This is a genomic window from Fibrobacter sp. UWH5 (assembly GCF_900142505.1).
GTDB lineage: Bacteria > Fibrobacterota > Fibrobacteria > Fibrobacterales > Fibrobacteraceae > Fibrobacter.
On the sequence record NZ_FRBB01000009.1, the window covers coordinates 26,570 to 51,823 of the forward strand.

20 protein-coding genes are annotated in these 25,254 nt (G+C 49.5%); 13 read left to right on the top strand and 7 right to left on the bottom strand.

The annotated features are described in order from the left end of the window. Positions 1-11 precede the first annotated feature (11 nt). From BUB38_RS08940 to BUB38_RS08975, 8 genes are all read left to right on the top strand, one after another. On the top strand, positions 12-1,616 hold the full coding sequence (locus BUB38_RS08940) for a hypothetical protein (RefSeq protein ID WP_073159727.1): 1,605 nt from the start codon (positions 12-14) through the stop codon (positions 1,614-1,616). 42 nt (positions 1,617-1,658) lie between these two features. Then, the gene (locus BUB38_RS08945; RefSeq protein WP_073159861.1) at positions 1,659-2,510 is read left to right on the top strand and encodes a DUF3450 family protein; all 852 of its coding nucleotides are present in this window, start codon (positions 1,659-1,661) and stop codon (positions 2,508-2,510) included. Then, positions 2,510-4,045, top strand: coding sequence for a MotA/TolQ/ExbB proton channel family protein (locus tag BUB38_RS08950; protein ID WP_073159729.1), 1,536 nt, complete (start codon positions 2,510-2,512; stop codon positions 4,043-4,045). Before BUB38_RS08945 ends, BUB38_RS08950 begins: the two co-directional genes overlap by 1 nt. Before the next feature lie 2 nt (positions 4,046-4,047). Further along, positions 4,048-4,701 carry a MotA/TolQ/ExbB proton channel family protein gene (locus BUB38_RS08955; protein WP_073159731.1) on the top strand — a complete coding sequence of 218 codons (654 nt, stop codon included), beginning with the start codon at positions 4,048-4,050 and terminating at the stop codon, positions 4,699-4,701. 11 nt (positions 4,702-4,712) lie between these two features. Beyond that, positions 4,713-5,351, top strand: coding sequence for an FISUMP domain-containing protein (locus BUB38_RS08960; RefSeq protein ID WP_175547664.1), 639 nt, complete (start codon positions 4,713-4,715; stop codon positions 5,349-5,351). Between the two features lie 53 nt (positions 5,352-5,404). Then, complete coding sequence (locus BUB38_RS08965) at positions 5,405-5,809, top strand: ExbD/TolR family protein (RefSeq protein ID WP_073159736.1); 405 nt, start codon at positions 5,405-5,407, stop codon at positions 5,807-5,809. A 142-nt stretch (positions 5,810-5,951) separates the two neighbouring features. After that, entirely contained in the window at positions 5,952-6,599 is a 648-nt protein-coding gene (locus tag BUB38_RS08970; protein ID WP_249269373.1) for an energy transducer TonB, read from the top strand. Next, positions 6,592-7,644: a tetratricopeptide repeat protein gene (locus BUB38_RS08975; RefSeq protein WP_254794918.1), complete on the top strand. Its 1,053-nt coding sequence runs from the start codon at positions 6,592-6,594 to the stop codon at positions 7,642-7,644. Before BUB38_RS08970 ends, BUB38_RS08975 begins: the two co-directional genes overlap by 8 nt. 26 nt (positions 7,645-7,670) lie before the next feature. On the opposite strand, the gene BUB38_RS08980 is transcribed toward BUB38_RS08975, so the two are convergent. Beyond that, entirely contained in the window at positions 7,671-8,729 is a 1,059-nt protein-coding gene (locus tag BUB38_RS08980; RefSeq protein WP_073159738.1) for a GGDEF domain-containing protein, read from the bottom strand. A gap of 68 nt (positions 8,730-8,797) precedes the next feature. Next, positions 8,798-9,937: a diguanylate cyclase domain-containing protein gene (locus BUB38_RS08985; protein ID WP_083538194.1), complete on the bottom strand. Its 1,140-nt coding sequence runs from the start codon at positions 9,935-9,937 to the stop codon at positions 8,798-8,800. A gap of 204 nt (positions 9,938-10,141) precedes the next feature. Between BUB38_RS08985 and BUB38_RS08990 the strand changes: the two genes are divergently transcribed. Further along, a complete protein-coding gene (locus BUB38_RS08990) occupies positions 10,142-12,133 on the top strand; it encodes a cellulase family glycosylhydrolase (protein ID WP_083539767.1) in 1,992 nt (663 codons plus the stop codon). 54 nt (positions 12,134-12,187) lie between these two features. Here the strand turns inward: BUB38_RS08990 and BUB38_RS08995 are convergent, their stop codons facing one another. Both BUB38_RS08995 and BUB38_RS09000 read right to left on the bottom strand, forming a co-directional pair. Beyond that, positions 12,188-13,132 carry a DHH family phosphoesterase gene (locus BUB38_RS08995; RefSeq protein ID WP_073159740.1) on the bottom strand — a complete coding sequence of 315 codons (945 nt, stop codon included), beginning with the start codon at positions 13,130-13,132 and terminating at the stop codon, positions 12,188-12,190. Further along, positions 13,129-14,250, bottom strand: a complete 1,122-nt coding sequence (locus BUB38_RS09000) for a GGDEF domain-containing protein (protein WP_083542051.1) — start codon at positions 14,248-14,250, stop codon at positions 13,129-13,131. Before BUB38_RS09000 ends, BUB38_RS08995 begins: the two co-directional genes overlap by 4 nt. A gap of 122 nt (positions 14,251-14,372) precedes the next feature. Here BUB38_RS09000 and glmM point away from each other — a divergent pair, with 122 nt between their 5' ends. Further along, the gene (glmM, locus tag BUB38_RS09005) at positions 14,373-15,713 is read left to right on the top strand and encodes a phosphoglucosamine mutase (protein ID WP_073159744.1); all 1,341 of its coding nucleotides are present in this window, start codon (positions 14,373-14,375) and stop codon (positions 15,711-15,713) included. 203 nt (positions 15,714-15,916) lie between these two features. Beyond that, positions 15,917-17,011 carry an MBL fold metallo-hydrolase gene (locus tag BUB38_RS09010; protein ID WP_073159871.1) on the top strand — a complete coding sequence of 365 codons (1,095 nt, stop codon included), beginning with the start codon at positions 15,917-15,919 and terminating at the stop codon, positions 17,009-17,011. A gap of 78 nt (positions 17,012-17,089) precedes the next feature. Here BUB38_RS09010 and BUB38_RS09015 read toward each other — a convergent pair whose 3' ends face one another. Together BUB38_RS09015 and BUB38_RS09020 are read right to left on the bottom strand one after the other, a co-directional pair. Next, positions 17,090-18,448, bottom strand: coding sequence for a hypothetical protein (locus BUB38_RS09015; protein WP_073159747.1), 1,359 nt, complete (start codon positions 18,446-18,448; stop codon positions 17,090-17,092). Positions 18,449-18,783: 335 nt separating this feature from the next. Continuing rightward, entirely contained in the window at positions 18,784-19,161 is a 378-nt protein-coding gene (locus BUB38_RS09020; RefSeq protein WP_073159749.1) for an Hsp20/alpha crystallin family protein, read from the bottom strand. A 234-nt stretch (positions 19,162-19,395) separates the two neighbouring features. On the opposite strand from BUB38_RS09020, the gene BUB38_RS09025 reads away from it, so the two are divergent. Both BUB38_RS09025 and BUB38_RS09030 read left to right on the top strand, forming a co-directional pair. Further along, entirely contained in the window at positions 19,396-20,730 is a 1,335-nt protein-coding gene (locus BUB38_RS09025; protein ID WP_073159751.1) for an MATE family efflux transporter, read from the top strand. A 108-nt stretch (positions 20,731-20,838) separates the two neighbouring features. Further along, positions 20,839-23,823 (top strand): diguanylate cyclase domain-containing protein, encoded by a 2,985-nt coding sequence (locus BUB38_RS09030; RefSeq protein ID WP_073159753.1) that lies wholly within the window; start codon positions 20,839-20,841, stop codon positions 23,821-23,823. Here BUB38_RS09030 and BUB38_RS09035 read toward each other — a convergent pair whose 3' ends face one another. Next, on the bottom strand, positions 23,824-25,125 hold the full coding sequence (locus BUB38_RS09035) for a TolC family protein (protein ID WP_073159755.1): 1,302 nt from the start codon (positions 25,123-25,125) through the stop codon (positions 23,824-23,826). It lies immediately after the preceding gene. Positions 25,126-25,254 lie beyond the last annotated feature (129 nt).

Here is a 25,254-nt window from a genome sequence, read left to right on the forward strand (position 1 = left end):
TAACTCGTGTTTTGCTTCCTACTGTTTACTTCCTACTATTCACTGCCTGTGATTTTCAGGGGCCTTGGACTTACTATCCGGAAGAGACGGAAGTGTACCGCGGTATCTATACTTTCGGCTATATCGTAGCCGATGAATCGCCCTATGTCTGCTTTTCCAAGGTGTATGAATTGGACGAAACCTCTGCGGAAAATTTCGCTTTCTATGATAGTGCCAGTGTGACGGTGTCAGGAAATTTTGGCCGTGCAGAAGGGGATTCTGTAGCCCAGTTGCAATCTCTGGAATCCAAAGGAAAGCCTAATTGCTTTGGTATGGATGAAGTGGGTTATGCAGGTATTCCTGGCAAATCCTACACTATGAATGCAACCTTCAAGTGGGATAGCGCAGGCCACAAGGTGACTTCCAAGATGAAGGCTGAAACGAATATTCCTACCAAGATTCATGCTAAGGGCGTCATTCCGCCTAGTGTCAAGGATGATGCCGCCTTTGTCAAAAATGATTACAGCTACTTGCCTTTTGAATTCCTGGGATTTCCTAATGATGTGAAGACCTATAAAATTCCCATGGAGTATGACGAAAGTGTCCGTGGTGTTCTTATGACCATGTCCTACGATAAGATGGAAGGTGGAGAGTCCATGAATACCACCATAAACAATATGCTGGGTTCGTTCTTGGATCCCGACTCCACTGGTTATGGCGGCGTTTCAACAAAGAAGCCTGAAGAAAGTACGGCTAGCATGGGCTTTATGACCCGTATGATGGTGGCCGGACGAAATTCGTTGGACACAATGGAGTATCCCGGAATGACTGTTCCTGTCGGCAAGTCTACCATTTATTTCTATGCTACCGATCAGGCTTATTCGGATTATGTGAATACGGTGCTGGAGGCCATCAGTGATTCCCGTGTGGTGCCCAAGAGCAACGTGAACGGAGGAACGGGCGTGTTTAGCGGCATGCTGAAGGATTCCTTGCTGATGGAAGTGTCTGCAGAAAAATATGTGACGTACACGCATATGCGTGGCTGGGATTGCCTGCAGGAAGGTGGCATGGCGGAACATGTTCCGTTTGAAACGAAGTGGTGCCGCTTGATAGAGGAATCGGTTTGTGTTGAGAAAGAGCAGACGGATGATGGTGTAAAGGTAAATCTCCTCGCAATCAAGAGCCATTGTGTTTCTGTTGCCGAAAAGGTCAGAATTGAATTGTCTGACACTTATGATTTTAAGGTGGCGTGGAATGACTACATCGATGAAATTGCCAAGAACGATGATGAATGGTGGTGGGGCCGTGGAAACCGTGATAAGATTGTTTCTCAGAAGGGTTCCATCAATGATAAGGCTTTGTTCATGTTCTGCGCAAACAGCGATTTTGTAAGCAACCGTGTGGCCAGTTGCGATAGTCTGCTTGAACAGTGCCAGATAAATCTGGAAAAAAATAAGTGCAAGGAATCCCTTTGGGAATGGTGTTCTGACCGTGACTGGAATATTTCTGAATATCCTCAGTGCGGAACCGCCTTGGTTAGCCGTTATTATCTTGAAGAAATCCAGTCTCCGATTTTGAAAAGGGTGGTGGACAATTGGTGCAAGGAACACCCCAAGGATGCACAGTGCAAGCGGTAACAGAATTTGTAATTTGAAGTGTTTAAGAGAACGAGTATGAATATGAAAATAAAAACACTGGCTTTTTTAATGTTCGTTGCGGTGTTTGCCGGTAACGTCTTCGCCGACGTGGATTCCGACATTCGGGATCTGCAACTGCAGAAGGAAACCCTTAACAGCGAAATCGCAAAATTGAATTCGCAGATTTCCGCTACGGATTCCATGCTGAAGGCAGACGAAAAACGCTATAAGACTTTGCAGGATCGCTATAGGTCGGACTCGGAACGTCGTAAGGCTGAAATCGATTCCTTGAATACCAAGATCAAGGCTGTTGCCGCTCAGCTGAATGATGAACGCAACAAGCAGGCTCGTGCCAAGAACCGTAGCGACAATGTGGCCGCCAAGCGCAAGGCGCTCATGACCACGTTGGCTTCACTCAGCAAGCAGCTGGAATTTCAGGTGGGGCAGACTTTGCCTTGGAATCGTGACGTTCGCCTAGACCGTGTAAAGTCCCTGACCCGCGATATAGAAAGTGGAAACGCTTCTGCCGAAGAATCTTTCTCCCGCCTCAAGGCGCTCATTGCCGAAGAGACCAAGTTTGGTGATGAAGTGGCCATCATCAATTCTCCGCTGACCCGTAAAAATGGTGAACTGATCAACGCACAGATTTTGCGTATCGGAAATCAGTGGATGGTCTACGCCGATGAAAATGCAACGGTTTTCGGTTCCCTGGTTCGCAAGTGTGCCGGCGATGCGGGCAAGGGCTGTGCTTCTGTAGAATACGAATGGAATGAAGACCTGAATTTGGAAGAACGTGCCGCAGTAAAGTTTGCCATCGATGTGAAACAGGCCAAGAAGCCGCCTCAGATGGTAACGCTGCCCGTAAGCCTCTCTATTGTGAAGGAGGGCAAGTAATGAAGAACTTGGTTCTGATTGCCTTGTTGTGCGTTTCCTCTGCTTTTGCCTGGCCTTGGTCCAGCGACAAGAAGTCTGCCGCCGTCGATAGTGCCTTGATTTTGGATTCCCTGAAACGTGAGGAATTCAAGAACTTGCAGCGTGAAGTGGATGCCCTTACCCGCATTCGTTTGCAGAAGGCCGATTCCCTTGAAAAACTGGAAGCTGAACATTGGCGTAAGCGATATAATGAAACTCAGCTGACAGAAGAACATCAAACTGAAACCCGAGAATTGGATGGCCGCTATTCCAAGCTTTCTACGGATTTAGGCCGCGTCAACGAAGAAGTTCAGGCCAGCAAGGATCTGACTACGGATGCGGAAGAAAAGGCAAAGTCCGATGAAGGGGCTTACGATAATTTCAATACCCAGGTGAAACTGGCCGTTGAAAAATCCCTGGGCGAAGTGACGGGTGATTATCCGGTGGGAATGAACGATCGTCTGTTGCGCCTGAAGAAAGCCCAGAATGATGCGGATGCCAAGAATCCCAATACGCTTGCCGCCATGCGTGCCTACCTGGAAGATGTTCTGGGTCGACATGAACTGACCTACACTCAGTCTTACGGTAACGAAAAATCCCAGGTGGGAAGCCGCCCCGATGTTAACGTGAACCGCCTGCGTCTGGGTACGGTGTTTCTGGGCGAAGTGGCTACAGACGGATCTGCCGATGGTCTTGGCGAAGTTCAGGCCCTGCTCCGTTCCGGTGCTCTGCAGGGTAAGATTTTCGAATGGAATTCAACCTTGCCCATGGAACTTTCTGCAGGTATTCGTGGTGCTGTAAACGAAGCCGGTTCCGCTCCGGCCGTGGTCAGCGTCCCGCTGGATGTTCTCCAGAATAAGGCTGTAAAGAATTCCATTACCGATACCAAGGAATTGACCTGGAAAGAGGAACTGCAGGCTTTCTTCAAGAAGGGTGGCATTGTGATGTACCCCTTGATGCTGGTGGCCGCTTTCGCCTTGCTCCTGTGCCTGGAACGTTTTATCATGCTCACAGTCCGTGGTCGCGTCGGTCGCCGTTTTGTGAAGAAGGTGCATTCCCTGGTTGATGAAAAGCGTTATGATGATGCCGCCAATTATTGCCTGAAGCATATGAATAGCCTTTCCATGGTTATGTTTGCGGTGGTGAATCGCGCCAGGGATTCCCGCGAAACGGCGGAGCGTGCCTTGCAGGAAGCCTTGCTTCGTGAACAGCCGAAACTGGAACGCAGAATGGGATTGCTTGCCGCCATGGGTTCCATCGCCCCGCTGTTGGGCTTGCTGGGTACTGTGACCGGTATTATCACCTTGTTCAACGTGATTACGGAAGTGGGAACTAATGATGCCCGCGTTTTGGCTGGAGGTATTTCTGAAGCCCTTGTTACGACAGAAACCGGTTTGATTATTGCCATTCCCGTGATGATTCTGCATGGCCTTCTCAGTGAAAAAATCGAGAAGGTGACCAGCGAACTTTATGTGCAGAGTACGACCTTGTTGAATAAGATTTTCCCCAAGGCATAGAATTGAATAACAGTTGGTACATATTCATAGAAGCTTTGCAGAGCACTTATGGCGCCGGCGGCGTCGTGATGCTCCCTATTCTGCTGTGCGGTGCCATCGGGTTCTATTTTCTGTATTCTGCCTGGATTCGCATTGGCCGAGATATCTTCCGTAAGGATGTCCACAAGGTTGTGGATCGCCTTCGCAAGGACTTGCATGAAAGTGTAAGCGGCCGCGGTTTAACCGCCCGTAGGCATTTGAAGAAACGTGGCGGAATTGTGGCCCGTGAACTTCATTTGGCCTTGAAGGTGGCTATCGATACTCCGGCAGATTGTCAGGACTACATGCAAGTGCGCATGATCAAGACCGTGCGCTATATGCAGCAGGGAACTCACATTGTTTCGGTGATGGCGGCTGCGGCTCCGTTGTTGGGTTTGCTTGGAACCGTTACCGGCATGGTGTCTACCTTTGAAGTTATTACCCTTTACGGAAACCAGAATCCGGTCCTTATGGCAGACGGTATTTCTGAAGCTCTAATTTCTACACAGAGCGGCTTGCTCATTGCGTTTCCGCTGACCTTGTTAAAACAGCGCCTGGACGAACGTATTGAATACCTGACTCAACAGTTAGAACTTGGCGCTACGATTATTGAAAACTGGACCTCTGGTCGGGAATAATGAGGCTGATTATGAAATTCAAATTTTTTGTTTTGCTCGCCCTGGGCCTTGTTTCAATGAGCTGCTCTTCTAAGGAATCCGCTGAAGAATATAAGGCGGGAAAAAACGAAGTGACGGCTGAACCCGCGGTTGAAATTTCCATGGAAATCGTAAATGGGGAATCCTTCGTAGATGCCCGCGATAACCAGGTGTACCGCTATGTGAAAATTGACGACGCTGTCTGGATGAAGGATAATCTGAGGTTCGCTTCCGAAAAAAGTTTCTGCAATCAGGAATATGGCGGCTGCGACAAGGTGGGCCGTTATTACACCATCGAGGAATTGTCGACCTTGTGCCCTGAAGGCTGGAGGATACCCAAGGCTAAGGATTTTGCGGCCATGCAGAAGGCCTGCAAGAAAAATCCGGGATTCTGTCTATGGCACGAATTTGAAAAGCAGGGCTCTGACGAAATTGGGTTCTCTGCCTTGGCGCTGGGACGTTACGACTTGCACGTCTCCAAATTTTCTGAGGTTGGAACGCGGGCTTATTTCTGGAGCGAAACGAACGGAAAGGCGAAAGATGTATTTACCCTTAAAAAAGGGGAGTATGCCAGCAGCATCAACCGTGCCGAAAAATCAGATGCCTTTGCGGTTCGCTGTGTGAAGATGTAGGATTTTGGGTTCGCAAAAAAAACAAAGCATACCTTTAGAGTAAGAGTTAAAAAATGGATTTTAATTTACCTCGCCGAAAGCAAAAGGATATGGGCATCGATATGGGCCCTTTGATGGACATTGTGTTCATCTTGCTGATTTTCTTTGTGGTGACTTCTAGCTTTACTCGCGAAACTGGCGTGGATGTGACAAAGCCCGAAGCCCAGAGTGCCTCGCAGCTGGAAAAGGAAAACATCCTGGTGGCCATTACCCGCGAAGGTACAATCCACATTAACGAACGTCAGGTGGATTTGGCCAGCCTGCAGGATATTCTAAAGCAGACTCTTGCAAAGACGCCTGATCGTGAAGCCGTGATTATTGCGGATAAAGGTGCGGAAACTGGGGTGCTGGTTCAAGTAATCGACGCCTGTAATTTAAGTGGAGTGAAAAAAGTGTCAATCGCTGCACAAGCGGACTAAACAATGAATTACGAGATACGAATTACGAGATACGAAAGACGTAAGCTGTGTGGACAGTCATTCTGAACTTGTTTCAGAATCCCATGAATGCACGAGACCCTAAATATCTCATATCTCGTAACTCATATTTGCCTTTCGCCTTATGATAAAGTTTGTTCTAAAACTGGTTAAACGTTTTTCTGTGCTGATTGTTGCGGTACTCAGCAGCCTTCTGCTGGTGTTTTCGGTGACGGTCGCAAACTTGTTCATTTCTGGAAAGATGAATGCCCAGAAGAAATTCGTAAAAACAGAAGTTGCCGTAAAGAAACCCGAAGAAGTCCAGAAGAAACAGGAACAGAAAAAGCCAGCCCGCAAACCTAACCGTCAGAAGTCCAATTCCCGTTCCCCCAAGGCGGGCCCCCGCATGGCCATGAATCTTGGGGTTGCTGGAGGCGGTGGCGGTGCGGCCATTAGCGAGGAACTGGTCTCTGATTTTCGCGGTGGCGCCATGGCCAATCAGTCTGGCGATGTCGACAAGAAACCTAATAGCAGATCTATGCCCCAGTTTGAAGTCCCCGCCCAGATTCGTGATCGCGAAATTGACGCCAGCCTGCGTTTGACTTTCTGCGTCGATGCCAGCGGGCGTGCCTATGATATCCGCATTGTGGAGGAATCTCCGGCGGGATCTGGCCTTGGCCAGGCTGGTAAGGATGCCTTGAACCGTATGACTTTTGAACCTGCAGAAAAAGATGGTAAGGCGGTGCCTTTCTGCGGAATGGAACAACCGTTTGAGGTGAAGTTCCATGATTAGGACTAAACGAGCCTTGAAGGGCCTGATTATTCTTTTCGCATTTGTTCTAGCGATTCCTGCATTTGCGGCACAGTCTGCATCGGATGTTATGGATCGCGCCAATGCTCTTTATCGTGAAGGCCGTTTTAAGCAGGCCATCACATTGTATCGCAAGGCGGCTGACCGCGGGGCTGATCCCGTTGCGGTAAGTTTCAATATTGCCAATTCCTATTATCAGTCCGAAAAGTATCCCGAGGCTGCAGCAAGCTACCGTAAGGCGGTAGACTATTCCAATGGAACTTTCGCTCCGGCACTGTTTAATATGGCCAGCGTTTACTTTAGATTGAAGCAGTTCCCAGAATGCGTGGCCGCTTATCATCGTGCGTTAAAGCTGGAACCTAATAACATTAGCGGCTGGCTTTATCTTGGCGAAGCCTACAGCAAGACGGGCGATAAGATTGGCGCCTTGAAGGCAGTAGAAAAAGCCTATGCCTTGGACAAGTCCGACATTAGCATTGTGTACCAGCTATCAGAAGCGAACATTGCTGTAGACGATTTTGATCGCGCTGTTGCCGTGATTCGCGAAGGCTATACTTCCCACCCGGAAGAAATGGACTTCCTGGTTTACCTGGGTGATGTTTTCCGCCTGCAGAAAAATTATGAGCAGAGCGCGGGCGCTTACCGCGAAGCCCTTTCCATTCGTCCCGACGATGTGAATACCATGTATAAGCTTGCCGACGTCCTTGTTGAAGACAACAAGCAGTTTGTGGCCATGGATATTCTGAATAATGTCTTGCAGATCAAGCCGGATTTTGTGGATGCGGCCATCTTCCTCGGGAACCTGGCTTATGACGCCAAGTTCCTGGAACGTGCAGAATCTGCTTATGAGATTGCAGCGAAACATGGCAACGCCGAAGCGGTTTATGGTTTCAAGAATCTGGCTTATGACGCCCACGCCCAGAAACGGGATGACGAAGCCCTTCGAATTCTGAATCTCGCTCTTAAGTATTATCCTGACGATGCCACAATTCAGGTTGACATTCTGGATCTGACGTCCAGCCAATAAATCAACCAAAAATTCAACCAATAATTCTATTCTTCGAATAGAACCACGTTGTTCCTGCCGGCGGCCTTAGCTTTATAAAGGGCTTGGTCCGCCTGGTCAATGGCTTTCTTGTAATCCATTCCGTCGTATCGGGAAACCCCTGCCGAAATGGTGATGGGGCAAACCTTGCTTTTAGCCTGGGATACTTTTTTGCGAATTCCCTCGACGAGACTCATGGCGTGTTTAATGGAGGTGTTGGGCATCAGCAGCACAAATTCTTCGCCACCCCATCGGATGAAATAATCGCCCTGTCTCATGTTCTTCTTTACGATCGCGGTAAAATCCTTTAGGACGATGTCGCCCTTGGCGTGACCGTAGTTATCATTGACGGCCTTGAAAAAATCGATGTCGAACATGGCGACGCATAGGGGTCTTGTCAAGTCATCGATGAACTGGTTGTTTTCTTCCTTGATCAGATTCTGGATGGCATTTCGGCTGTTGGCTCCGGTAAGCTGGTCGTACATAGAAATGTACTCGAGCATCTTCTGAGCCCTGAAATGCTTGATGTAGAGTTTCTGCATAAAGAAGTGGGCTACCGTCGTTCCTATAAGGCAGGGGAGATTCAGGGAAATAAGGATGTCAAAATTGGGGTAGTGGATAATGCAGTCTGTGCCCAGAATAGAAACGAGTACAATCCCGCTGACGGCGACTACATAGTGCCAGGGGGCCGCAAATCCAACTGCAAAAAACAGGAACTGGTTGATGACGGAACCTTCACCAAAATGAGTCTTGTCGGGAAGGTAATAGACGACCCAGATTGTACACCACAACACCGAAAGGACCGTCAGGTAGGTGGCGACGGTCATAATTTTGTAGTTGGTGGTCTTTCGGCTAAGGATGGCGAGTCCTGCTGCTATGACCAGAGGGAACAAGCGCATGGGCAGAACTTCCCAGGCTGTGTATCCGAAAATCTGACAGTCCGAAACGAAGTAGGTTACCATGCAGAAGGATGCGATGATTGCAACCCAAAAAGTGAACCTGTGGTAGAACAAGTACTTGGACTTATAAAATTCCTGGGGGTCGATATCTATTGGCAGTAAACGCATCTAGGAAAAACTAAATAACCAAACTTTTTTTTTGATGGTTTGCAGAAATAAATAAGTTCCAAGTTGGACTATGCTCGCCGGCGATTATTTTCACCTTGACTGTAGAAGTCAGCCTTTTCTTCTAGCATACGTTTGCTGATTTCATCAAGGAATGCGGAAATGTCGTTTTCCGGGTTGATGTTGCAGCTGCTGAAACAGGCGGACATTTTATAGGAGTTTCTGGGATCCCTGTTAAATTCGCTGAAAGCGGACTTGATGCTGGCAATACACATGTTGATGGCCATTTCGTCTTGCGTGTTCACGATGGCGATGAATTCATCGCTGGCATATCTGACCACTGTTCCTAATTCACCGATGGAATGGGCTATAATCTTGGCTGCGTCCTTGAGGGCATTGTTTGCGGTCGATCGTCCCAGTTCCTTGTTCATTTTCTTGAACCCGTTCAGGTTGATCATGATTCCCGATACGTTATGGCGGGTGTTGCCTATATATTGCCCTTCGAGTACGTCTAGGTAGGCAAAGTTATAGATGCCGGTCAATTTATCCCTGTAAATGCGTTCGCGCTGGAGGCTGGCCATGAGGCCTGCAATAGAAATGGTAAAACAGGAAGAGATGGTTGAAATGCCGTAAATCAGGGACTGAGCCACATTACCTGCCAGGAGGGGGAGTAGGTAGACTATGATGGGGAAGTTTTTCATGTAACCGCCGCGATGCCTGCAGATCAGGTAAAGGACGATGCTGTCAATCATGAATCCATAGTCAATGACACAGAAGAACCAGTAACCTGCCCGACGGATATAGGTGTTGGAATCCGATATTTCGAAAATAATCGGGAGGAAAAAGTTAACCAGGATAATGGCTATACCCAGCATCAGGGCGCAATTGAGAATGTACTTGTGGGTCAGGGAGAGCTTGATTTTGAGATGGCTTTTCAGGAATATTAACCAGAAGAAGGAGCCGAACATGTCGGCTGCGTAAAGCAGGGAATTGCCCGCCTGTACGACAAAACGGTTTAATGTTCCAGGCTGGCCATCGCATGCGAAAACGAAGGGGTCGATGACGCAACCCATGAATGCCGAAATCATCATTAGGAGCAGACAACAGCTTTCTATGTTTTTTTCGCGCAGACGGCTCCAATTGCTTATAAGCAGAATGCCGATAAGCATGATGCCGAAGCTATTGGCGACATAGATTGCTGTAAGATTCAAACCTTTTTCCGTAAAAAACCGTCCTGTTGTAAGAAAAATATAATATCAAATTGTTTAAATGTTGCACTTTTGCAAAAAAATGTAAAGATGGATGTGAGGTTTGGTTTTTGCAAAAACTGCAAAAGTGTTTTTGGAGAGGTAATGGTTATAGGGGGACTTGAAATTTATGTTTAGACTATAACGAAACGTAAAAAAAGAGGATGTATGGGATTGCGTTTTTCTGTAAAGGGTGCGTTGGCGGTTGTGGCTTTCGCCGGCATGGGGGTGGCAAGTGCGGCTACTTCTCTTTCTGTGAATTTGGGGGATAGCATAAGACCCGTGACCCATGTGGCCACGGGCTCCCTTTACGGTCTAACTGAAACATATCCGCTGGATATCGACAAGGATGTGGCTCCCCTGAAGCCCAACGTCTTCCTGGCTCCTGCCCGCAGCGGACAGGGACGTCAGCAGCCCATTGGAGGCGCGTTCCTGGTGTCTCCCCGTATTAAGAACACCACGGGAAAGGTGCAGATCCGCCTGGCGGACATTTTGCCTGGTTGGCCCTATCGGTTCAAGGATATGAATTCCTGGAAGCAGGAAGTGACCGCCGTGGTGAACGACAAGAAGGCCTCTGAAGTTCAGAATTTTGACGGTTACGAAATCTGGAACGAACCTAACGATACCTGGAAATCCACTACCATTGACTTTAATTCGGGTTTGTGGAAGCAGACTTATGATTTGCTCCGTCAGCTGGATCCCAAAGAAAGGATTGTGGGACCTTCTTACTCTTGGTATAACGCTTCCAAGATGGAAGAATTCGTGAAGTACTGTTCCGCCAACAACTGTATGCCCGATGTGATTAGCTGGCATCAGTGGGGTTCTGAAGGCTTGGCTGGAGCGATCGAGAATTACCGCAATCTGGAAAAAAAGTATAACGTTACTCCTCGTGCAATCAGTATCAATGAATACTCTTCCAATGAACATCTGGAAGAAGGATGCCCGGGTGTTTCTGTTCCCTTCATCGCGAAGTTTGAACGCCATGGTGTAGAAAGTGCCATGATTTCCTGGTGGTTCACCAACTTGCCGGGTCGTCTGGGAAGCTTGCTTACCGCCAAGAACGAACGCGGTGGTGGCTGGCATCTGTACAAGTGGTATGGCGACATGAGTGGCTATATGGCCAAGGTGACTCCTCCTAACGACAAGAGCGATGGTGTGGATGGATTTGCCGCTGTCGACGTGAAGAAAAATTTTGCCAGCATCGTTGTAGGTGGAAATACCCTCGGCGATGTAACCGTGGATATTGCCGGTGTCCCTGCCGCTTTCGGAAGCAAGGTGAATGTGGCTGTGGAATATGTGACCTGGAAAGATAAGGATACCGCCGTTCCCTCGACGACTCCGGAATCCAGCAAGGAATATACCGTAAGCAACGGAAAGATTACGGTTCCCATCAAGATTACCAATGTCTATAACGCCTACCGTATTTACGTGACACCCATTATTCCCCAGAAGCCTTTTGGCTCCGAGGCTATCAAGCTCCCCGGAAAGATCCAGGCTGAAAACTACGATGTGAACGGCTCTGGCGAAAACAATACTTCCTATTATGATGCCGATGACGAGAACAAGGGCAACGTCTATCGCGAAGACGGTGTAGACCTGGAAGAAATTGAAGAAGGAAATTATGTTGTCGGTTATACCATTGCCGGTGAATGGCTGGAATATACGGTGGATGTGGATGCCGATGGCGAATACCCGCTAACGATCCGTGCCGCTGCCGGCGGCACCAGCGGAAGTGTGCAGCTCTTTGTCGATGGCAAGGCTGTGACTGATACCGTCGCCATTCCTCAAACTGCAGACAACAAGTGGGATGTCTATGAAAATGTGGACGCCGGAAAGGTTACGCTAACTGTCGGGGAACATATAATCAAGTTGGCCATTACCGGAAGCTACGCCAATATTGACTGGTTTATGCTGGGCGAAATTCCCCAGGAAATTGTGGAACAAGATTCCATTGAAAGCCTGAAGGAAATGAACCTGCGTCTGGATAATGGTAGAGAGGCTTACACCCTGTTCGATATGCAGGGCAACCGAGTTGGACAATTCATGGCTGCAAATCTGGGCGAGGCTTACGCTACTGCCAGTCTGCAGGCTCGTAAGTCCGGAGTCTATATTATGAAATCCGCTAGAGGCAAGGCTCTGCGGATATCAGTAAAGAAGTAAGAAGTTTCACTCCTACAACCCACCGGCCCCGCAGTAATGCGGGGCCATTTTGGTTTAAAGCTGTTCCTTGATCAGGTCGATGATTTGGTTGATTGCTTCTTCGGGAGGCAATTCTGTGTCGCCACCTGCAGCGCGGACATGGCCGCCACCGCCAAAGGTGCTGACGACCTTGTTGACATCGACATAGTAATTGGAACGAAGACTGATCTTGTATTTGCCGTTGACGGGGTAGAGGAAGACGGTGACTTCGGTTCCACTGACTTCGCGGAGGGTGTCTACTACGGTTCCCATTTCAAAGGGCTTCACATCGTAGCGTTCCATGTCGGCGGGAGTGACGTAAGAGTAAACGACTTTACCGTCCAAGGCCAGTTTGGATTTTTCTAGGGCGAAACCTGTAATCAGGGTTTGCTTGTAGCTACGGGTATAATAAGTCTCGTTGACAATCTTTGCAAAGTCGCAACCCTTGTCGATGAAGTCTCCAACGGCGTTCATGGTGCGCTTGCTGGTGCAGCTGAATTTGAAGGCTCCGGTATCGTGGACGACACCGAGGTACATGCAGTTGGCGGCGTTCTTGCTGATCTTATTCTTGTCTAGCTGATAGAACAGAACCTCGCTGGCGGAACTGGCTTCGGGTTCCACGATGTTCACGTTGCAGAGGTTTAGCGGGTTACTAATGTGGTGGTCAATGTTGCAGGTAAACTTGGCCTTGGCTAGGCACTCTGCGCCCTTGGCTCCACAACGTTCAAAACTGGGGGTGTCCAGCAGGAATGCCAAATCCACGTCACGGCCGTCGTATTCTGGCAGCGTCTGGTCGGACCCGCTTAAAAGGCGATAGCTTTCCGGAAAACCTTCGACAAAAACCGTGGCGCTGATTTGCGGATAGTTGTCCTTGATGTAATTGAAGAGGCCGAGGGTTGAGCCAATGCAGTCTCCGTCTGGGCGAACATGTCCAAAAATGGCTACGGTATTCGCCTGGGAAAGCATTTCGTCGATGGTCATGTCAGTTCCTTTTTTGCTGCCTTTACAGAAATCTTCAGACCGTCCAGGAAGTCGTCTACGGTTTCCTTGCTGGCTTCGTGTTTCTTAAAGCCGATGGCGGCCTTGATCTTGTAGGGCGTCGTGTTTTCTCGGTTGAACTTGTCGAAGTTCATCTTGAGTTTTTCAATGCAGTTTGAAATATGCATTTCTTCCTGAGAATCCACCATGATGATGAATTCGTCGCCGGCATAACGTAGGATAGATCCCCACTGTCCGACAGAGTCATGGATGATTTCTGCAGTTTTGCATAAGACTTCGTCTCCGCCCTTGTGCCCCAATCTGTCGTTGATCTCTTCAAATTCGCAGAGGCTGATCATAATGCCTGTCGCCTTGCGTCCCTTCTGGGAATACAGATTTAGTACGTAATCTAGGAACGGACGGTTGAAGAGACCGGTCAGGTGATCGCGGAAGACTCGTTCATTCTGCAGGCTTGTAAAGGCGCCTGCGATAGCGACTGCGAAACTGGGCGCCATGATAGATACGCCGTAGAAAAGGGACTGGATTACGGTTGCCACAAAGATGGGAATTGCATAAAGCCAAATGGGGAAGAAGCGGATGGTGCCATCTTGCCTATAATTGAGGTAGTAGATGGACAGGGAATTTAGAATGATACTGTAGTTGACGCAGATATAGATCCAGTAGCCGAATTTGCGGATATAGACACCCTGGGCATCAACATCATAGATAAAAGGATGGATCGTATTGACCACCAGCATGGCGGGAAGAGTGATGATGGTAATCAGCATGCTCTTGCGTTGCAGGCTACCCAGTTCCACCTTGAAGTGTTCCTGGAGGAAGACAAACCAGCTGAGGGCGCAAAGGAAGTTGGAGGCGTAAAGCCAACTATTCATGTGGAAGACGATTGATCTGGCGTGGGGGCCTCCCATGCCGTCTGTTGCAAAGGAGAGCAGGTCTGCAAGACAGCACGAAAAACAGGTAGCAAGCATGGCAATCAGCAGCTTACTTTCCTTGCTTTTCAAACGGAGACGCCAAATGTTGCCGATGATCATGATAATCACCAGAACCATACCGATAATATCGGTTCCTAGCGCCATTCGGATGTCAATAGGTGATTCCATTAAGTACCCTTTTTTCCCAACCCTTTCTAAAATTATAATAATATCTAATCTGTTGTTTACTTGATGGACTGATTTTTGTATGAAAAATTTATATTTTCTGCAGTTCCAAATTGGAGTTTAATATGTCTAAGTTGATGCGTTCTATTTCGGGTATTCGCGGTATTGTGGGCGATACCCTTACCCCCCAGGTTTTGCAGAGCCATGTTCGTGCTTTTTTGGAAATTACCCAGGCCAAGCGTATTGTCATCGGTCGCGATAGCCGTCCCACTGGCGATGCCATTGTGCAGTATGTGGCTGGAATTTGCCGTCTTTCCGGTGTAGACGTGGTCGATGTTGGCCTTTCTACGACTCCTTCCGTGGAAATTTTGACTACCCATTTTAAGGCCGATGCAGGTATCATCATTACCGCTAGCCACAATCCCCTGGAATGGAACGCCCTGAAGTTCCTGAACAACAAGGGCCTATTCCTGGGTCCCGATGATGTGAAGAAACTGTTTGAATTGGCCGACGCCAATCAGTTCAGCTACCCTGACTACCGCACCATGGGCAAGTACGAAGTGGCTCCCGATGCAGACGGTATCCACATCGATGGTACCCTGGGCATCCCCTTTGTGGACGTTGAAGCCATCAAGGCCAAGAAGTTCAAGGTGGCCGTTGATGCCGTGAACGGTGCCGGTTCTTACATCGTGCCCCGCTTGCTGGAACAGTTGGGTTGCGAAGTGGTTCGCGTACACTGCGAACCTGACGGAACTTTCCCCCGCGGTGCAGAACCTCTGCCCGAAAATCTGGGCGACCTTCGTGAAGCTGTAAAGGCAAACGGATGTGCTGTTGGCTTTGCCGTAGACCCGGATGCAGACCGCTGCGCCCTGGTGGATGGCCTTGGCCGCAGCATCGGTGAAGAATACACTCTCGCCATTGCTACCGAAGAAGTCCTTTCCCAGAAGAAGGGCTCCGTCTGTGTGAACCTCTCTACCAGCCGCATGAACGAAGATGTGGCTACCAAGTACGGTTGTGAATTCAGCCGTGCCAAGGTGGGTGAAATCAATGTTAGCCTGCAGATGATCGAAAACGGTTGCGTTATCGGTGGTGAAGGTAACGGCGGCGTGATTCTGCCGGCCCTCCATTATGGTCGCGATTCCCTGGTGGCTGCAGCCCTGGTCTTGAGCTGGATGGCTCACCACGATGGCGGTCCCGAAAAGTTCGTTGCAGAAAATCCGGCTTACTCCATGCCCAAGAAAAAGTTTGAACTGGGCAACAAGAGCGTTGCTGAAATCCTGCCCAAGGTGAAGGCTGAATTCGCCGGCTGGACCATGGATGAACGCGACGGCCTCTGGCTGGGTTCTGAAAAGTCCTGGGTTCATGTTCGCGCAAGCAACACTGAACCTGTGATCCGCGTGATTGCCGAAGCCCCCACGGCGGAAGAGGCTGAAGCCCTCTGCAGTAAAGTTGAAAAACTCATCTAAGCTGCGTTATACGTCGTTGCTCACCCTTTCTCGCCGTAGGAAACTACGGCTTCGGGGTTCGCGCCTAGTCTAACTTGCTTATCTGAGTTTTTCGAAAAACTCATTAAATTTTTTTTCAAAATTAAAGAATTATATATTGACCTAGAGCTTGCTCTAGGTCTTATATTTTATACTTAATGAAGATTTTCAAGAAAAAGAAATATATGGTTACTGCGATTATCCTTTCAATCCTATTCTTGCTGGGGGATGCCGGTGTGTTGTTCTTAAGTCAGAAAAGTTTTGGCCGCCTGCCTCAGGGGGAACGCCTTGCCCGTATCAAACAGTCGCCGAATTACAACGGCGAACAGTTTGTGAATCTTGATACCACCGTCAACTTGATTTACAAGAAAAGCAAACTGCAGGTATGGAAGGAATTCCTCTTTGACAATTCCGGCGTGCAGATCGCCCCTGCCAAGGGTGATTCGTTGACCGTTATCCGCACGGACTTGAAGGCGCTCCCTGCCGACAAGGATTGGTTGGTATGGTTCGGGCATTCCAGTTACCTGATGAACCTTTCTGGCAAGAAAGTCCTGGTAGACCCTGTTCTGTATGCGGGCTCCCCGGTTAGCTTTGTCAATAAGATGTTCAAGGGTACCGATGTGTATAAACCCAAGGATTTCCCCTTCATCGATTATCTGGTCATTAGCCATGATCACTGGGATCACCTGGATTACGAGGCCGTTGTCGAGTTGGAACCTAAAGTAGGCAAGGTCATTACTGGCCTTGGGGTGGGTGAACATTTTGAATATTGGGGTTATCCAAAGGAAAAGCTGATTGAACTAGACTGGTGGGAAGATTCCGTCTTGCATCAGGAAAAGGACGTCTCTGGTAATGACCGCATTTTTAAGGTCGTCTCTACGCCGGCCCGACATTTCTCCGGTCGCGAACTCCATCAGAATAGAACCCTCTGGTCTTCTTTCTATTTCAAGACGCCTAAACGTAACGTATGGATCAGCGGTGACTCCGGTTACGGTTCCCATTTCAAGACTATAGGCGAAAAGTTCAAGGATATCGACTTGGCTGTTCTTGAAAACGGTCAGTACAATCCTGACTGGGCCTTCATACATACCATGCCTAAATATCTAGGTCAGGAAATGAAGGAACTGAACGCCAACCGCTATCTGACCGTTCATCATTCCCGATTCGCCCTGTCGAAACACGATTACCGGGAACCTCTGGAAAACGCGAAGCAGGCTGCCAGCGAATCCGGCAAACCTGTTCTGATGCCCCAGATGGGCGAAGTCCTCTATCTTGAATAATCGAAAGGATTGAATAAAAAAAGGATTCCCTGCAACAAACAGGGAATCTTTTTTAAATGAGAGAGGATTTAAGATTCTTTAGAACTGTTCAAAGAACTTGTGGACTTCTTCAGGTACCCAGGTGTTCTGCCAGCTGCCATTGTCGAAAGCAGTCCACTGATGGGAACCGTTCCAGCTGCACCACTTCACAGGGAAACGTTCATCAACGTTCTTGAAGTCGTAGCAGAGATGGCCGGAACCGCCCACTTCCTGGGGTTTTTCGGAACTGGCGTCAGTGAATTTGCTATCACCGTCAGATGCCTTGCCGTTCTTCTTGAGAACGCGGGGCAGTGCGCTTGTGAGGGCGGTGTTGTAGGGGCAGGTGCCGTCGTTCTTGCCGTGAACATTCATCCAGGCGATGGGCAGCTGCTTTTCAGTTCCGCTATTGTGGGGTTCGTAAATGTTGTAGTCTGCCACAGCGTAGGTAACCACAGCACGGACTCTTTCCTGGAATTCTTCTGCCAGGGAGTAGCTGTACATGGAACCGAAGCTAAAGCCGGTGACAAACACGCGGGAGGTATCGATACAGTAGTTGTCTTCCATGGTGGTGAGGAGCTTGTCGAAGAACTTGTGGTCCTTGTCGCTGTACATGCTCCAGGGCATGCCATCGGTGTCACCGCGGGGAGCTACGAAGATGTAGTTTCCTTCGGTGTCCAGTTTCTGCTGACCGTAGTAGGGAGACGGATGGTCCTGATCTGCGAAGTGATGAACGAAATCTTCTGCATTGGAGCCCATGCAATGCATTGCGAAGAGCAACTTGTATGGCTTTTTGTTGTCGTAGTTAGACGGCAGGGTAATGAAATATTCGCGGTTTTCGCCGTTGATGTTCATTTCGAAACGGTCGCCGTTTTCAACGCTCTTGGTCTTCACCAAGGTAGAATTCTTGCCGCAGCCTTTGGAGGGGCGCGGAGCGTTCTTTAGGGCATAGCCAAATGCATAAGTCTTTTCGGTGGGGCCCAGGGCGACTTCGCTGGAACTTTCGATTACAGGTTCGCTATCGGAGCTGGCGGGAGTGGGATCGCTATTGGAGCTTGTCGGGTTGGGTTCCTCGCCAGGGATGCCGGGGTTCACCTCTTCGCCGGGCTCGCCAGGAACAACTTCTCCACCGGGCACAACTTCTTCGCCGGGAACGCCAGGATTGACATTTTCACCGGGATTAACTTCTTCACCGGGGATGCCGGGATCGACATTTTCGTTGCCGGAGCCAACTTCTTCGCCGGGGACGTCCGGGTTGACATCGGGGTTCAAGGCCGGATCGCCACCCAGTTCTTCACCGACGGAGGCGCTGGAGGCCAGCAGACTTTCGGTGTTTGTGATGGTGTTGGTAGAGTCTTCGCTGCAGGCCATTAGGGACATGGCGACCAATGTTGCGCAGGCCAGACCGAACTTCTTTTTCATAACTACTCCTTTATAAATCGTACAACGAACTCAATGCCCGTAATACGCTCTATTTATATCTATTCAAAAAGGTGGATTATTCCTATAAGGAACACTTCCTTTTTATGGACAATATGTCCAAGCGCAAAGCGCCCCAAACCAACTTAAATCTATGCCCAAAACTTCGCAAATGTTCCAATTCGGAATAAATGGTGTTGTTAAATGTTGTAAAGGGCGAAATATCGCGAAAAAAAACGCAAAAAGGCCAATTTAACGCATAAAGAGGTTCCTCTGGGGAGGAACCTCTTGGTGGATTGGAGGAGTACGAATGAAGATAAAGAGCTGTTTTTTATGGCCTAGGCCACGGTGAGCTTGCGGGCGGCGGCCTGCTGCTTTTTCACCAGGGAGAATGCCAGGATGCCGTTTTCCAGGGCGACCTTGATGTTTTCGCAGTCGATATCGTCGGCCAGGCGGAAGCTACGTTCGTAGGTGGTCTTGGTTTCCTTGCGGGTGCGGGAAGCCTTGACGGTGATGATGTTCTTTTCTACCTGGATGTCGATGTCTTCCTTCTTGACGCCCGGCAGTTCCACTTCCAGCATGAAACCATTCTCGACTTCGTAGTAGTCTGCCTTGGGAGAGTAGTTGCATTCGCCCTGGGCGTTGGCGGCGTTCAAGCTGTCCAGGAAGTTCTGGATGCCATAGAAAGCGGTGGGGATAACGTTTGCATTGATCATGATTTTACCTCTTTTTTAATTTTTTTGCCCTTCGGCACTCGCCGTGGGTTTCTTTTTGTTTTTACACCCTGCCTATTGCAAAGGCCGTGCCAACTTTTTAAAAAGCGGTTCTTTTGGGCGAATTTTTTATAGTATGCGTTTTTTGTCTGCGTTCCCCATAAAACTCATTTCATCCCGAAACGTATGGTGTTTCAACCCTGCAACATCGGTCGTTTAATTTCTAAATTACCCCCTATGCCGCGCAATCTATACGAAGGAAATATCCTAAAGAACATCGGACTTTTCTCGGTCCCGTTCTTGATTGCGAACTTTTTGCAGACCCTTTACGGCATGGCGGACCTGTTCATTATCGGTCAGTTTACCGATGCGGCGGGGATTACGGCTGTGGCTGTTGGCAGTCAGGTCATGCATTTCGTGACGGTAATTCTTATTGGGCTTACCATGGGGGCGACGGTCCTTATGGGGCAAGCCGTGGGGGCGAAGCGTCATAGGAGCCTTAGCCGGATTCTCGGAAATACGGTGGTGATCTTTGCTGTGGTGGCCATCCTGTTTACGGCGGTGCTCCTGGCGACGGCTCCCCAGATTGTCTCGTTGCTTTCGACGCCTGCAGAGGCTGTGTCCGGAACAGTCCGTTACCTGGTTATATGTTTTCTGGGCGTTCCCTTTATTACGGCCTATAATGTCATTGCCGCCGCTTTCCGCGGTCTAGGCGATACCAAGAGCCCCATGTATTTTGTGACGGCTTCCTGCGTGGTGAATATTGCGCTGGATTACCTTTTTGTCGGGCCTCTGGGAATGGGGCCGACCGGGGCTGCGCTTGCCACGGTGCTTTCCCAGCTGTTCTGTGTGGTCGTTACCCTTGCGGCTATCCGGCTTGAACGGGTACGTTTTGGGGTGGGGCTGTGCCGACGGGATTTCCGCCTGAACAAGGCGCTTATGTGGTCCTTGCTGAAAATCGGATTCCCCGTGGCCTGCCAGGAAGGCTTTATCCAGATTTCGTTCCTGTTTATTACGCTGATTGCCAACTCCCGCGGCCTTGAAATTGCCGCGGCGGTGGGGGTCGTCGAAAAGATAATCTGCTTCCTGTTTTTGGTGCCGTCGGCCATGCTCTCTACGGTTTCTGCCATTAGCGCCCAGTGCATCGGTGCCGACCGTTATGATCGTGCCCGACAGACGTTGTATTGCGGCATCGGTATCGCTGCCGGTTTTGGCCTGGTCTGCGGAATCCTCTTCCAGTTCGTTTCGGAACCGGTCCTTGCCCTATTTACCGATGACCTCCAGGTTGTAAAGTTTGGGGCCCAGTATCTGCACGCTTACGTTTTTGACTGCATGGTGGCGGGAATTCATTTCTGCTTCAGCGGATACTTCTGTGCCTGCGGGCTTTCGTTTGTTTCGTTTATTCACAATGCCGTGTCCATTGTGACTCTCAGGGTGCCCGGAGCCTACCTCGCTTCGGTCTGGTATCCGGATACCCTGTTCCCTATGGGAATCGCCACTTTGTCGGGGTCCTTCCTATCGGTTGTGATTTGTGTCACAGTCTACGCTTGGTTAGAACGTCGCCGCCGCTAGAAACAGAATTAAAACACAAAAATTTCCCATTGTGGTAAACGCATTTTTGGCCACGAGATTTTATTTTTATACTTATAAATTGGGTGATTTTTGTTTTGCGGAGTTTTTTTGTCTAATTTCCTGATTGGATATATTGTTGCCTCGCTGTTTATTGCGGTGTTGGATTCTCTCCTGGCCATTGTCTCTTTTAGAAAGGGTGGCGTTCAGGGGAAGGCCTTGGGTGCGACCTGTGTTGGCTGCGCCTTTGTGGACTTGAGCTATCTGGTTAGCGTTCTTGTTGACGATTACTTCGTATATTCCTGCCTGTCCAGCGTCTATTTCGTGTGTATCGACATCATGCTGCTCTGCCTCGTGATGTTCATTCGTGATTTTTGCAAGTTTAGGAACTCGGCTGTTGGTAGGGGGCATTTCATGGCCGCCCATTTCATTATTCTTGTCGATATCATTGTCTTTGCCATTAATCCCTTCTGTGAAATCGCCATAAGCTATGTTCCCCGTGCAACGGAATTCGCCAAGTACAGCTATAACATGCATGGCCTTTTCTACGTGCATCTGTTTTTCTGCTACGCCATGGTGGCGACTTGCGTTTACTTCTTGCTTTATAAGTTGGTCAGTGTTCCCCTGGAATATAAGAGGCAGTTCCTTTATGCCGTCGCAGGTGTAGTTTCCATTGTGGCGATCAATGCCGTATTCCTGTTCCTGCCGGGTCTTTCCAAGTACAACTTCCTTGATTATTCCATTCTTGGCTATAGCATTGGCGCCTATGCGTTCTATTGGGCCTGCTTCCAGTATTCTATCAAGGGCATGACAAATCTGTTCAAGATGAGTGTCTTCGAGAATATCGACCAGGGGCTCATGCTGTTTGATTACGAAAACCGTCTGATTCTCTACAACGATATGGTGTATAAGCAGTTCCCTAGGCTTAAATTTAGGGATATGCTGCCGCTGCGTGAATTCACCGATATGTGCGGCGTGAACATCAAGGACAATTACGAGAATTACGTGGTACAGTGCTATGCCGAAACAGATGCCGGCAAGAAGCCTCTGCGTTGCGACTTTAGAACGTTGCGTAATAAGCGTGGCCGCATCATCGGCCGACTGTTCATGTTCTCCAATGCGGTTCTCGCGACGGATCCTCTGACCGGTTTCCATAACTGGGATGATTTCGTTTTCTGTTCCGAAGAAAACAAGGACGTTGCTCGCGGAGACCTGGTTGTTCTTGCCTGCGACATTATGGGCTTGTCGTTTATTAACGGCTCTAAGGGCCGGCATGCCGGTGACCGTTGCATTAAGGAACTGGCAGACTTGATGCGTAACTATTTCCCGGATGATGCCTATTTTGTTCGCGGTCAAGATGCTATTCTCATTGCATTCTGCGCCGGTGGGTCCGAAGAAATAGTTGTTGACTCCTTGAAGGCGCTGGAAGAAAAGTTTGAACCTAAAATCCAGTATGGTGTCAGCGTATGTAGAAGTTCCGACAATATGCTGGAAGGCATAGGTCTTGCCATAAAGGGACTTAAGCAGAAAAAACTGCTGTGTAAGGAATCCAACCATTCCGTAATCCTGAATTCCCTGGTGCAGGCCCTGCAGGAAAGTGACAACGATACCGAGGAACATGTCCGCAGAACTCAGCTGATGGGCGCGGAACTTGGCCGCCGTATCGGCCTGAACGACGTGCAGTTGAGCGACCTTTCCCTGCTGTGCCTCCTGCATGATATTGGCAAGATCGGTGTTCCCCTTGAAATTTTGAACAAGCCCGGCAAGCTGACTGCCGAAGAATGGGATACTCTGCGAACTCATCCGGTGAAGGGTTATCAGATTGCCCAGAGTTCTCCGGAACTTTGCGGTATCGCCGATATGATTTTGCACCATCATGAACGTTGGGATGGTGCCGGTTACCCGGATGGTCTGGCCCGCGAATCGATCCCCCTGCTTTCTAGAATTATTGCGGTGGTGGATGCCTTTGATGCCATGGTGAATACCCGTGCCTATCGTAAGGCCCTGCCTCAGGATGTGGCTATCGAGGAACTGAAGCGCTGCGCCGGTACTCAGTTCGACCCCAACATTGTTTCTGAATTCATCCAGATGATCGAGGCGCTGCCTTCCAAGGCTTCGGAAGTGGCCGAGGCGGTTTCCGAAGAAGTCCGTGAAGTGGTCAGGGATGAATTGACTCAAGGTGCAAGTTCTGCCAATTCCTTCCATAGTGTGCATAACCTGCGCTATGTCCGCTATACCCTGGACGAGCAGAATAACATTATTGATTTTGACAAGGACTTTGAACGTCTAACTGGATTTAATGCGTTGGATATTCAAAAGAATCGCATGAACCAGACGGACTTGCTGCCGCCTGAAGACCGTACCGAATATGTCTGCCAGATTACAGAAGCGCTTGGCAAGAATCCCAGTGCGTTCTTTGAACATCGTATCATGCGTAAGGACGGTTCTGTTATTTACGTGCTGTGCTACGGTCGTCGTTATTTTGATTCTGCCACCAGGTCCGGTCGTGCCGAGGTCATTGTGGCCGATGTGGCGGACACCTATACTTTGCGTATCATGGCTGACATGGAACGTAACAAGGTTCGCCGTCAGCAGGCTCAGTGGGAAAATGCTTACCGCAGGGATTCCCTGACCGGCCTGTTGACCCGAAACGCCTTCAAGAGTGATACGGAATTCAAGTTGCTGGAAGGCAAGTGCAAGGTGATGCTGTTGATGCTGGATGTAGACAAATTCAAGGAATACAACGACACCTATGGCCATGTCGCCGGTGACGAGTTCCTGAATCTTATCGGTCAGACCTTGCTTTCTTCCTTGCGTCGAGATGACATTGCCGGACGTATGGGCGGCGATGAATTTGCGGCAGCCCTGTTCTTTAAGAAAGAAAGCTCCGATGAATTTATGTATGAACGCGCCCAGCAGATTTTCGATAAGATCAACATGACCTTGAAGATGGCTGCAAAGGGAACCAGCCTTTCTATGGGTGCCATTATCTCTAACGAAGAGATGAACACCTTCAATGAACTGTATCAGTCTGCTGATAGGCTTCTGTACAAGTCTAAGGAAAACGGTCGTTCCAGACTTTCTGTTCGCCAGTAATTAGTCCAGCTTGCCCTGGTAAAGTTCCAGGAGCTTGCGGGCCAGAAGGCTTGTGTACTTGGCGTTGGTCAAGGTGACCTTGGCTTTTTCCAAGTTGTTTTTCTGGGAAAGATAATCGGTATAAGTGAGGGCGCCTGCGTTGCGCTGTTCTTCGGCGACGGCCAGGGCTTCTGTTTCGGCATCGACCTGGAGGCTGGCGGCCTTCCACTGCATATCGGCACTCATGGCGTTGATGTACAGCTTCTCGATGTTGTTCTCCAGATTTTTTGCGGATTCCTGGAGGGCTACCTGGGAAGAGGCTTCGTTCACCTGGGCCTGCAGCACCTTGTTTTCGGTGGAGCCGTTATCGATGATGGGAATATTGATGTTCAGGGAAAGCGTGTTTGTCCAGCCTTCCTTCATCTGTTTGCCGTACTGGTCTGACTCAAAACCTGTAAATCCTGTTGTGGAGCTTGCGCCCAGAGTGACGGTAATGGAGCTATTCTTGCCGGCCACTTCGGTGTTCTTCTTGGCGGCCTTCACGGAAATACTGTCTGATTTTAGACCCGGGTTCGCAATACGTGCGTCTGCCTGTAATTGTTCGTAGGGCGGAAGAGCCTCTAGGGAGTCGGGGGTAGAAACGTTAGCCTCTAGGGCCACCACGTTCATGCTGTCGCTGGCGTCCACTTCCATAAGCTGGCGCAGGGTGGTCTTGGCGGTGCTGACATTCAGCTGGGCGGTCAGCTGGGAAACTTGTTTCTGCAAAACGCTGGACTGGGACTGGGTCAAATCCTTCTTGGTGACGGAGCCCGCTTCGTACAGCTTACCGTAATTTTCAAATTCGGCTTGGGCCAGTTCGACGGAGGCGTCGGCGGTGCGCAGGTTTTCCTGGGCGGCCAGCAGGCTCATGTAGGCGTTCAGCACACTTTCTTGAATGGAACGCTCGGTCTGCTTGGTGGCGAGGACTGTGGCTTCCTTGGACAGCTGAGACGCTTCGGTGTTCAGCTTGGAGGATCCGCCATCCCAGAGGGTATAGGAGCCGGAAACGCCTACAGAAAAACGGTAGTGGTCCTGGGGGTGGGCGGCCAGGGGGCGGTCGTAAATGGAGTTGCCGATGCTTGCGCTGACAGTGGGGCCGCCGCTAGCCTGGGCCTGCCTTACAGAAATGTCGGCGGACTGTTCCCTGAGCTTGGCTGCTTCCAGGGAGAGGCTTGCCTTTTTGGCCTGATCAAGGCATTCTTCGAGGGTCCATGTGCCGTTTGCTGCCCAGAGCGCGGTTGCACTGGCGATAAATCCGTAGAAAAATGCTTTCGAGTTGATCATGACCTTTGGATGCCTGAGGTGGCGGTTTCGTTGCCTCGGGCAATCGTGGCGAACGGCGAATACAAAATAGAAAAAGTGGTGTGGCTATGGTGGCAATAAGAAAAAGACCCGGCGTATTGCCAGGTCTTT

Excerpts from the sequence above, each read along its gene's own strand:
- BUB38_RS08945 (WP_073159861.1), top strand. The coding sequence starts at position 1,659 with ATGAAAATAAAAACACTGGCTTTTTTAATGTTCGTTGCGGTGTTTGCC.
- BUB38_RS08950 (WP_073159729.1), top strand. The coding sequence starts at position 2,510 with ATGAAGAACTTGGTTCTGATTGCCTTGTTGTGCGTTTCCTCTGCTTTT.
- BUB38_RS08960 (WP_175547664.1), top strand. The coding sequence starts at position 4,713 with ATGAAATTCAAATTTTTTGTTTTGCTCGCCCTGGGCCTTGTTTCAATG.
- BUB38_RS08965 (WP_073159736.1), top strand. The coding sequence starts at position 5,405 with ATGGATTTTAATTTACCTCGCCGAAAGCAAAAGGATATGGGCATCGAT.
- BUB38_RS08970 (WP_249269373.1), top strand. The coding sequence starts at position 5,952 with ATGATAAAGTTTGTTCTAAAACTGGTTAAACGTTTTTCTGTGCTGATT.
- BUB38_RS08975 (WP_254794918.1), top strand. The coding sequence starts at position 6,592 with ATGATTAGGACTAAACGAGCCTTGAAGGGCCTGATTATTCTTTTCGCA.
- BUB38_RS08980 (WP_073159738.1), bottom strand. The coding sequence starts at position 8,729 with ATGCGTTTACTGCCAATAGATATCGACCCCCAGGAATTTTATAAGTCC.
- BUB38_RS08990 (WP_083539767.1), top strand. The coding sequence starts at position 10,142 with ATGGGATTGCGTTTTTCTGTAAAGGGTGCGTTGGCGGTTGTGGCTTTC.
- BUB38_RS08995 (WP_073159740.1), bottom strand. The coding sequence starts at position 13,132 with ATGACCATCGACGAAATGCTTTCCCAGGCGAATACCGTAGCCATTTTT.
- BUB38_RS09000 (WP_083542051.1), bottom strand. The coding sequence starts at position 14,250 with ATGGAATCACCTATTGACATCCGAATGGCGCTAGGAACCGATATTATC.
- glmM (WP_073159744.1), top strand. The coding sequence starts at position 14,373 with ATGTCTAAGTTGATGCGTTCTATTTCGGGTATTCGCGGTATTGTGGGC.
- BUB38_RS09010 (WP_073159871.1), top strand. The coding sequence starts at position 15,917 with ATGGTTACTGCGATTATCCTTTCAATCCTATTCTTGCTGGGGGATGCC.
- BUB38_RS09015 (WP_073159747.1), bottom strand. The coding sequence starts at position 18,448 with ATGAAAAAGAAGTTCGGTCTGGCCTGCGCAACATTGGTCGCCATGTCC.
- BUB38_RS09020 (WP_073159749.1), bottom strand. The coding sequence starts at position 19,161 with ATGATCAATGCAAACGTTATCCCCACCGCTTTCTATGGCATCCAGAAC.
- BUB38_RS09025 (WP_073159751.1), top strand. The coding sequence starts at position 19,396 with ATGCCGCGCAATCTATACGAAGGAAATATCCTAAAGAACATCGGACTT.
- BUB38_RS09035 (WP_073159755.1), bottom strand. The coding sequence starts at position 25,125 with ATGATCAACTCGAAAGCATTTTTCTACGGATTTATCGCCAGTGCAACC.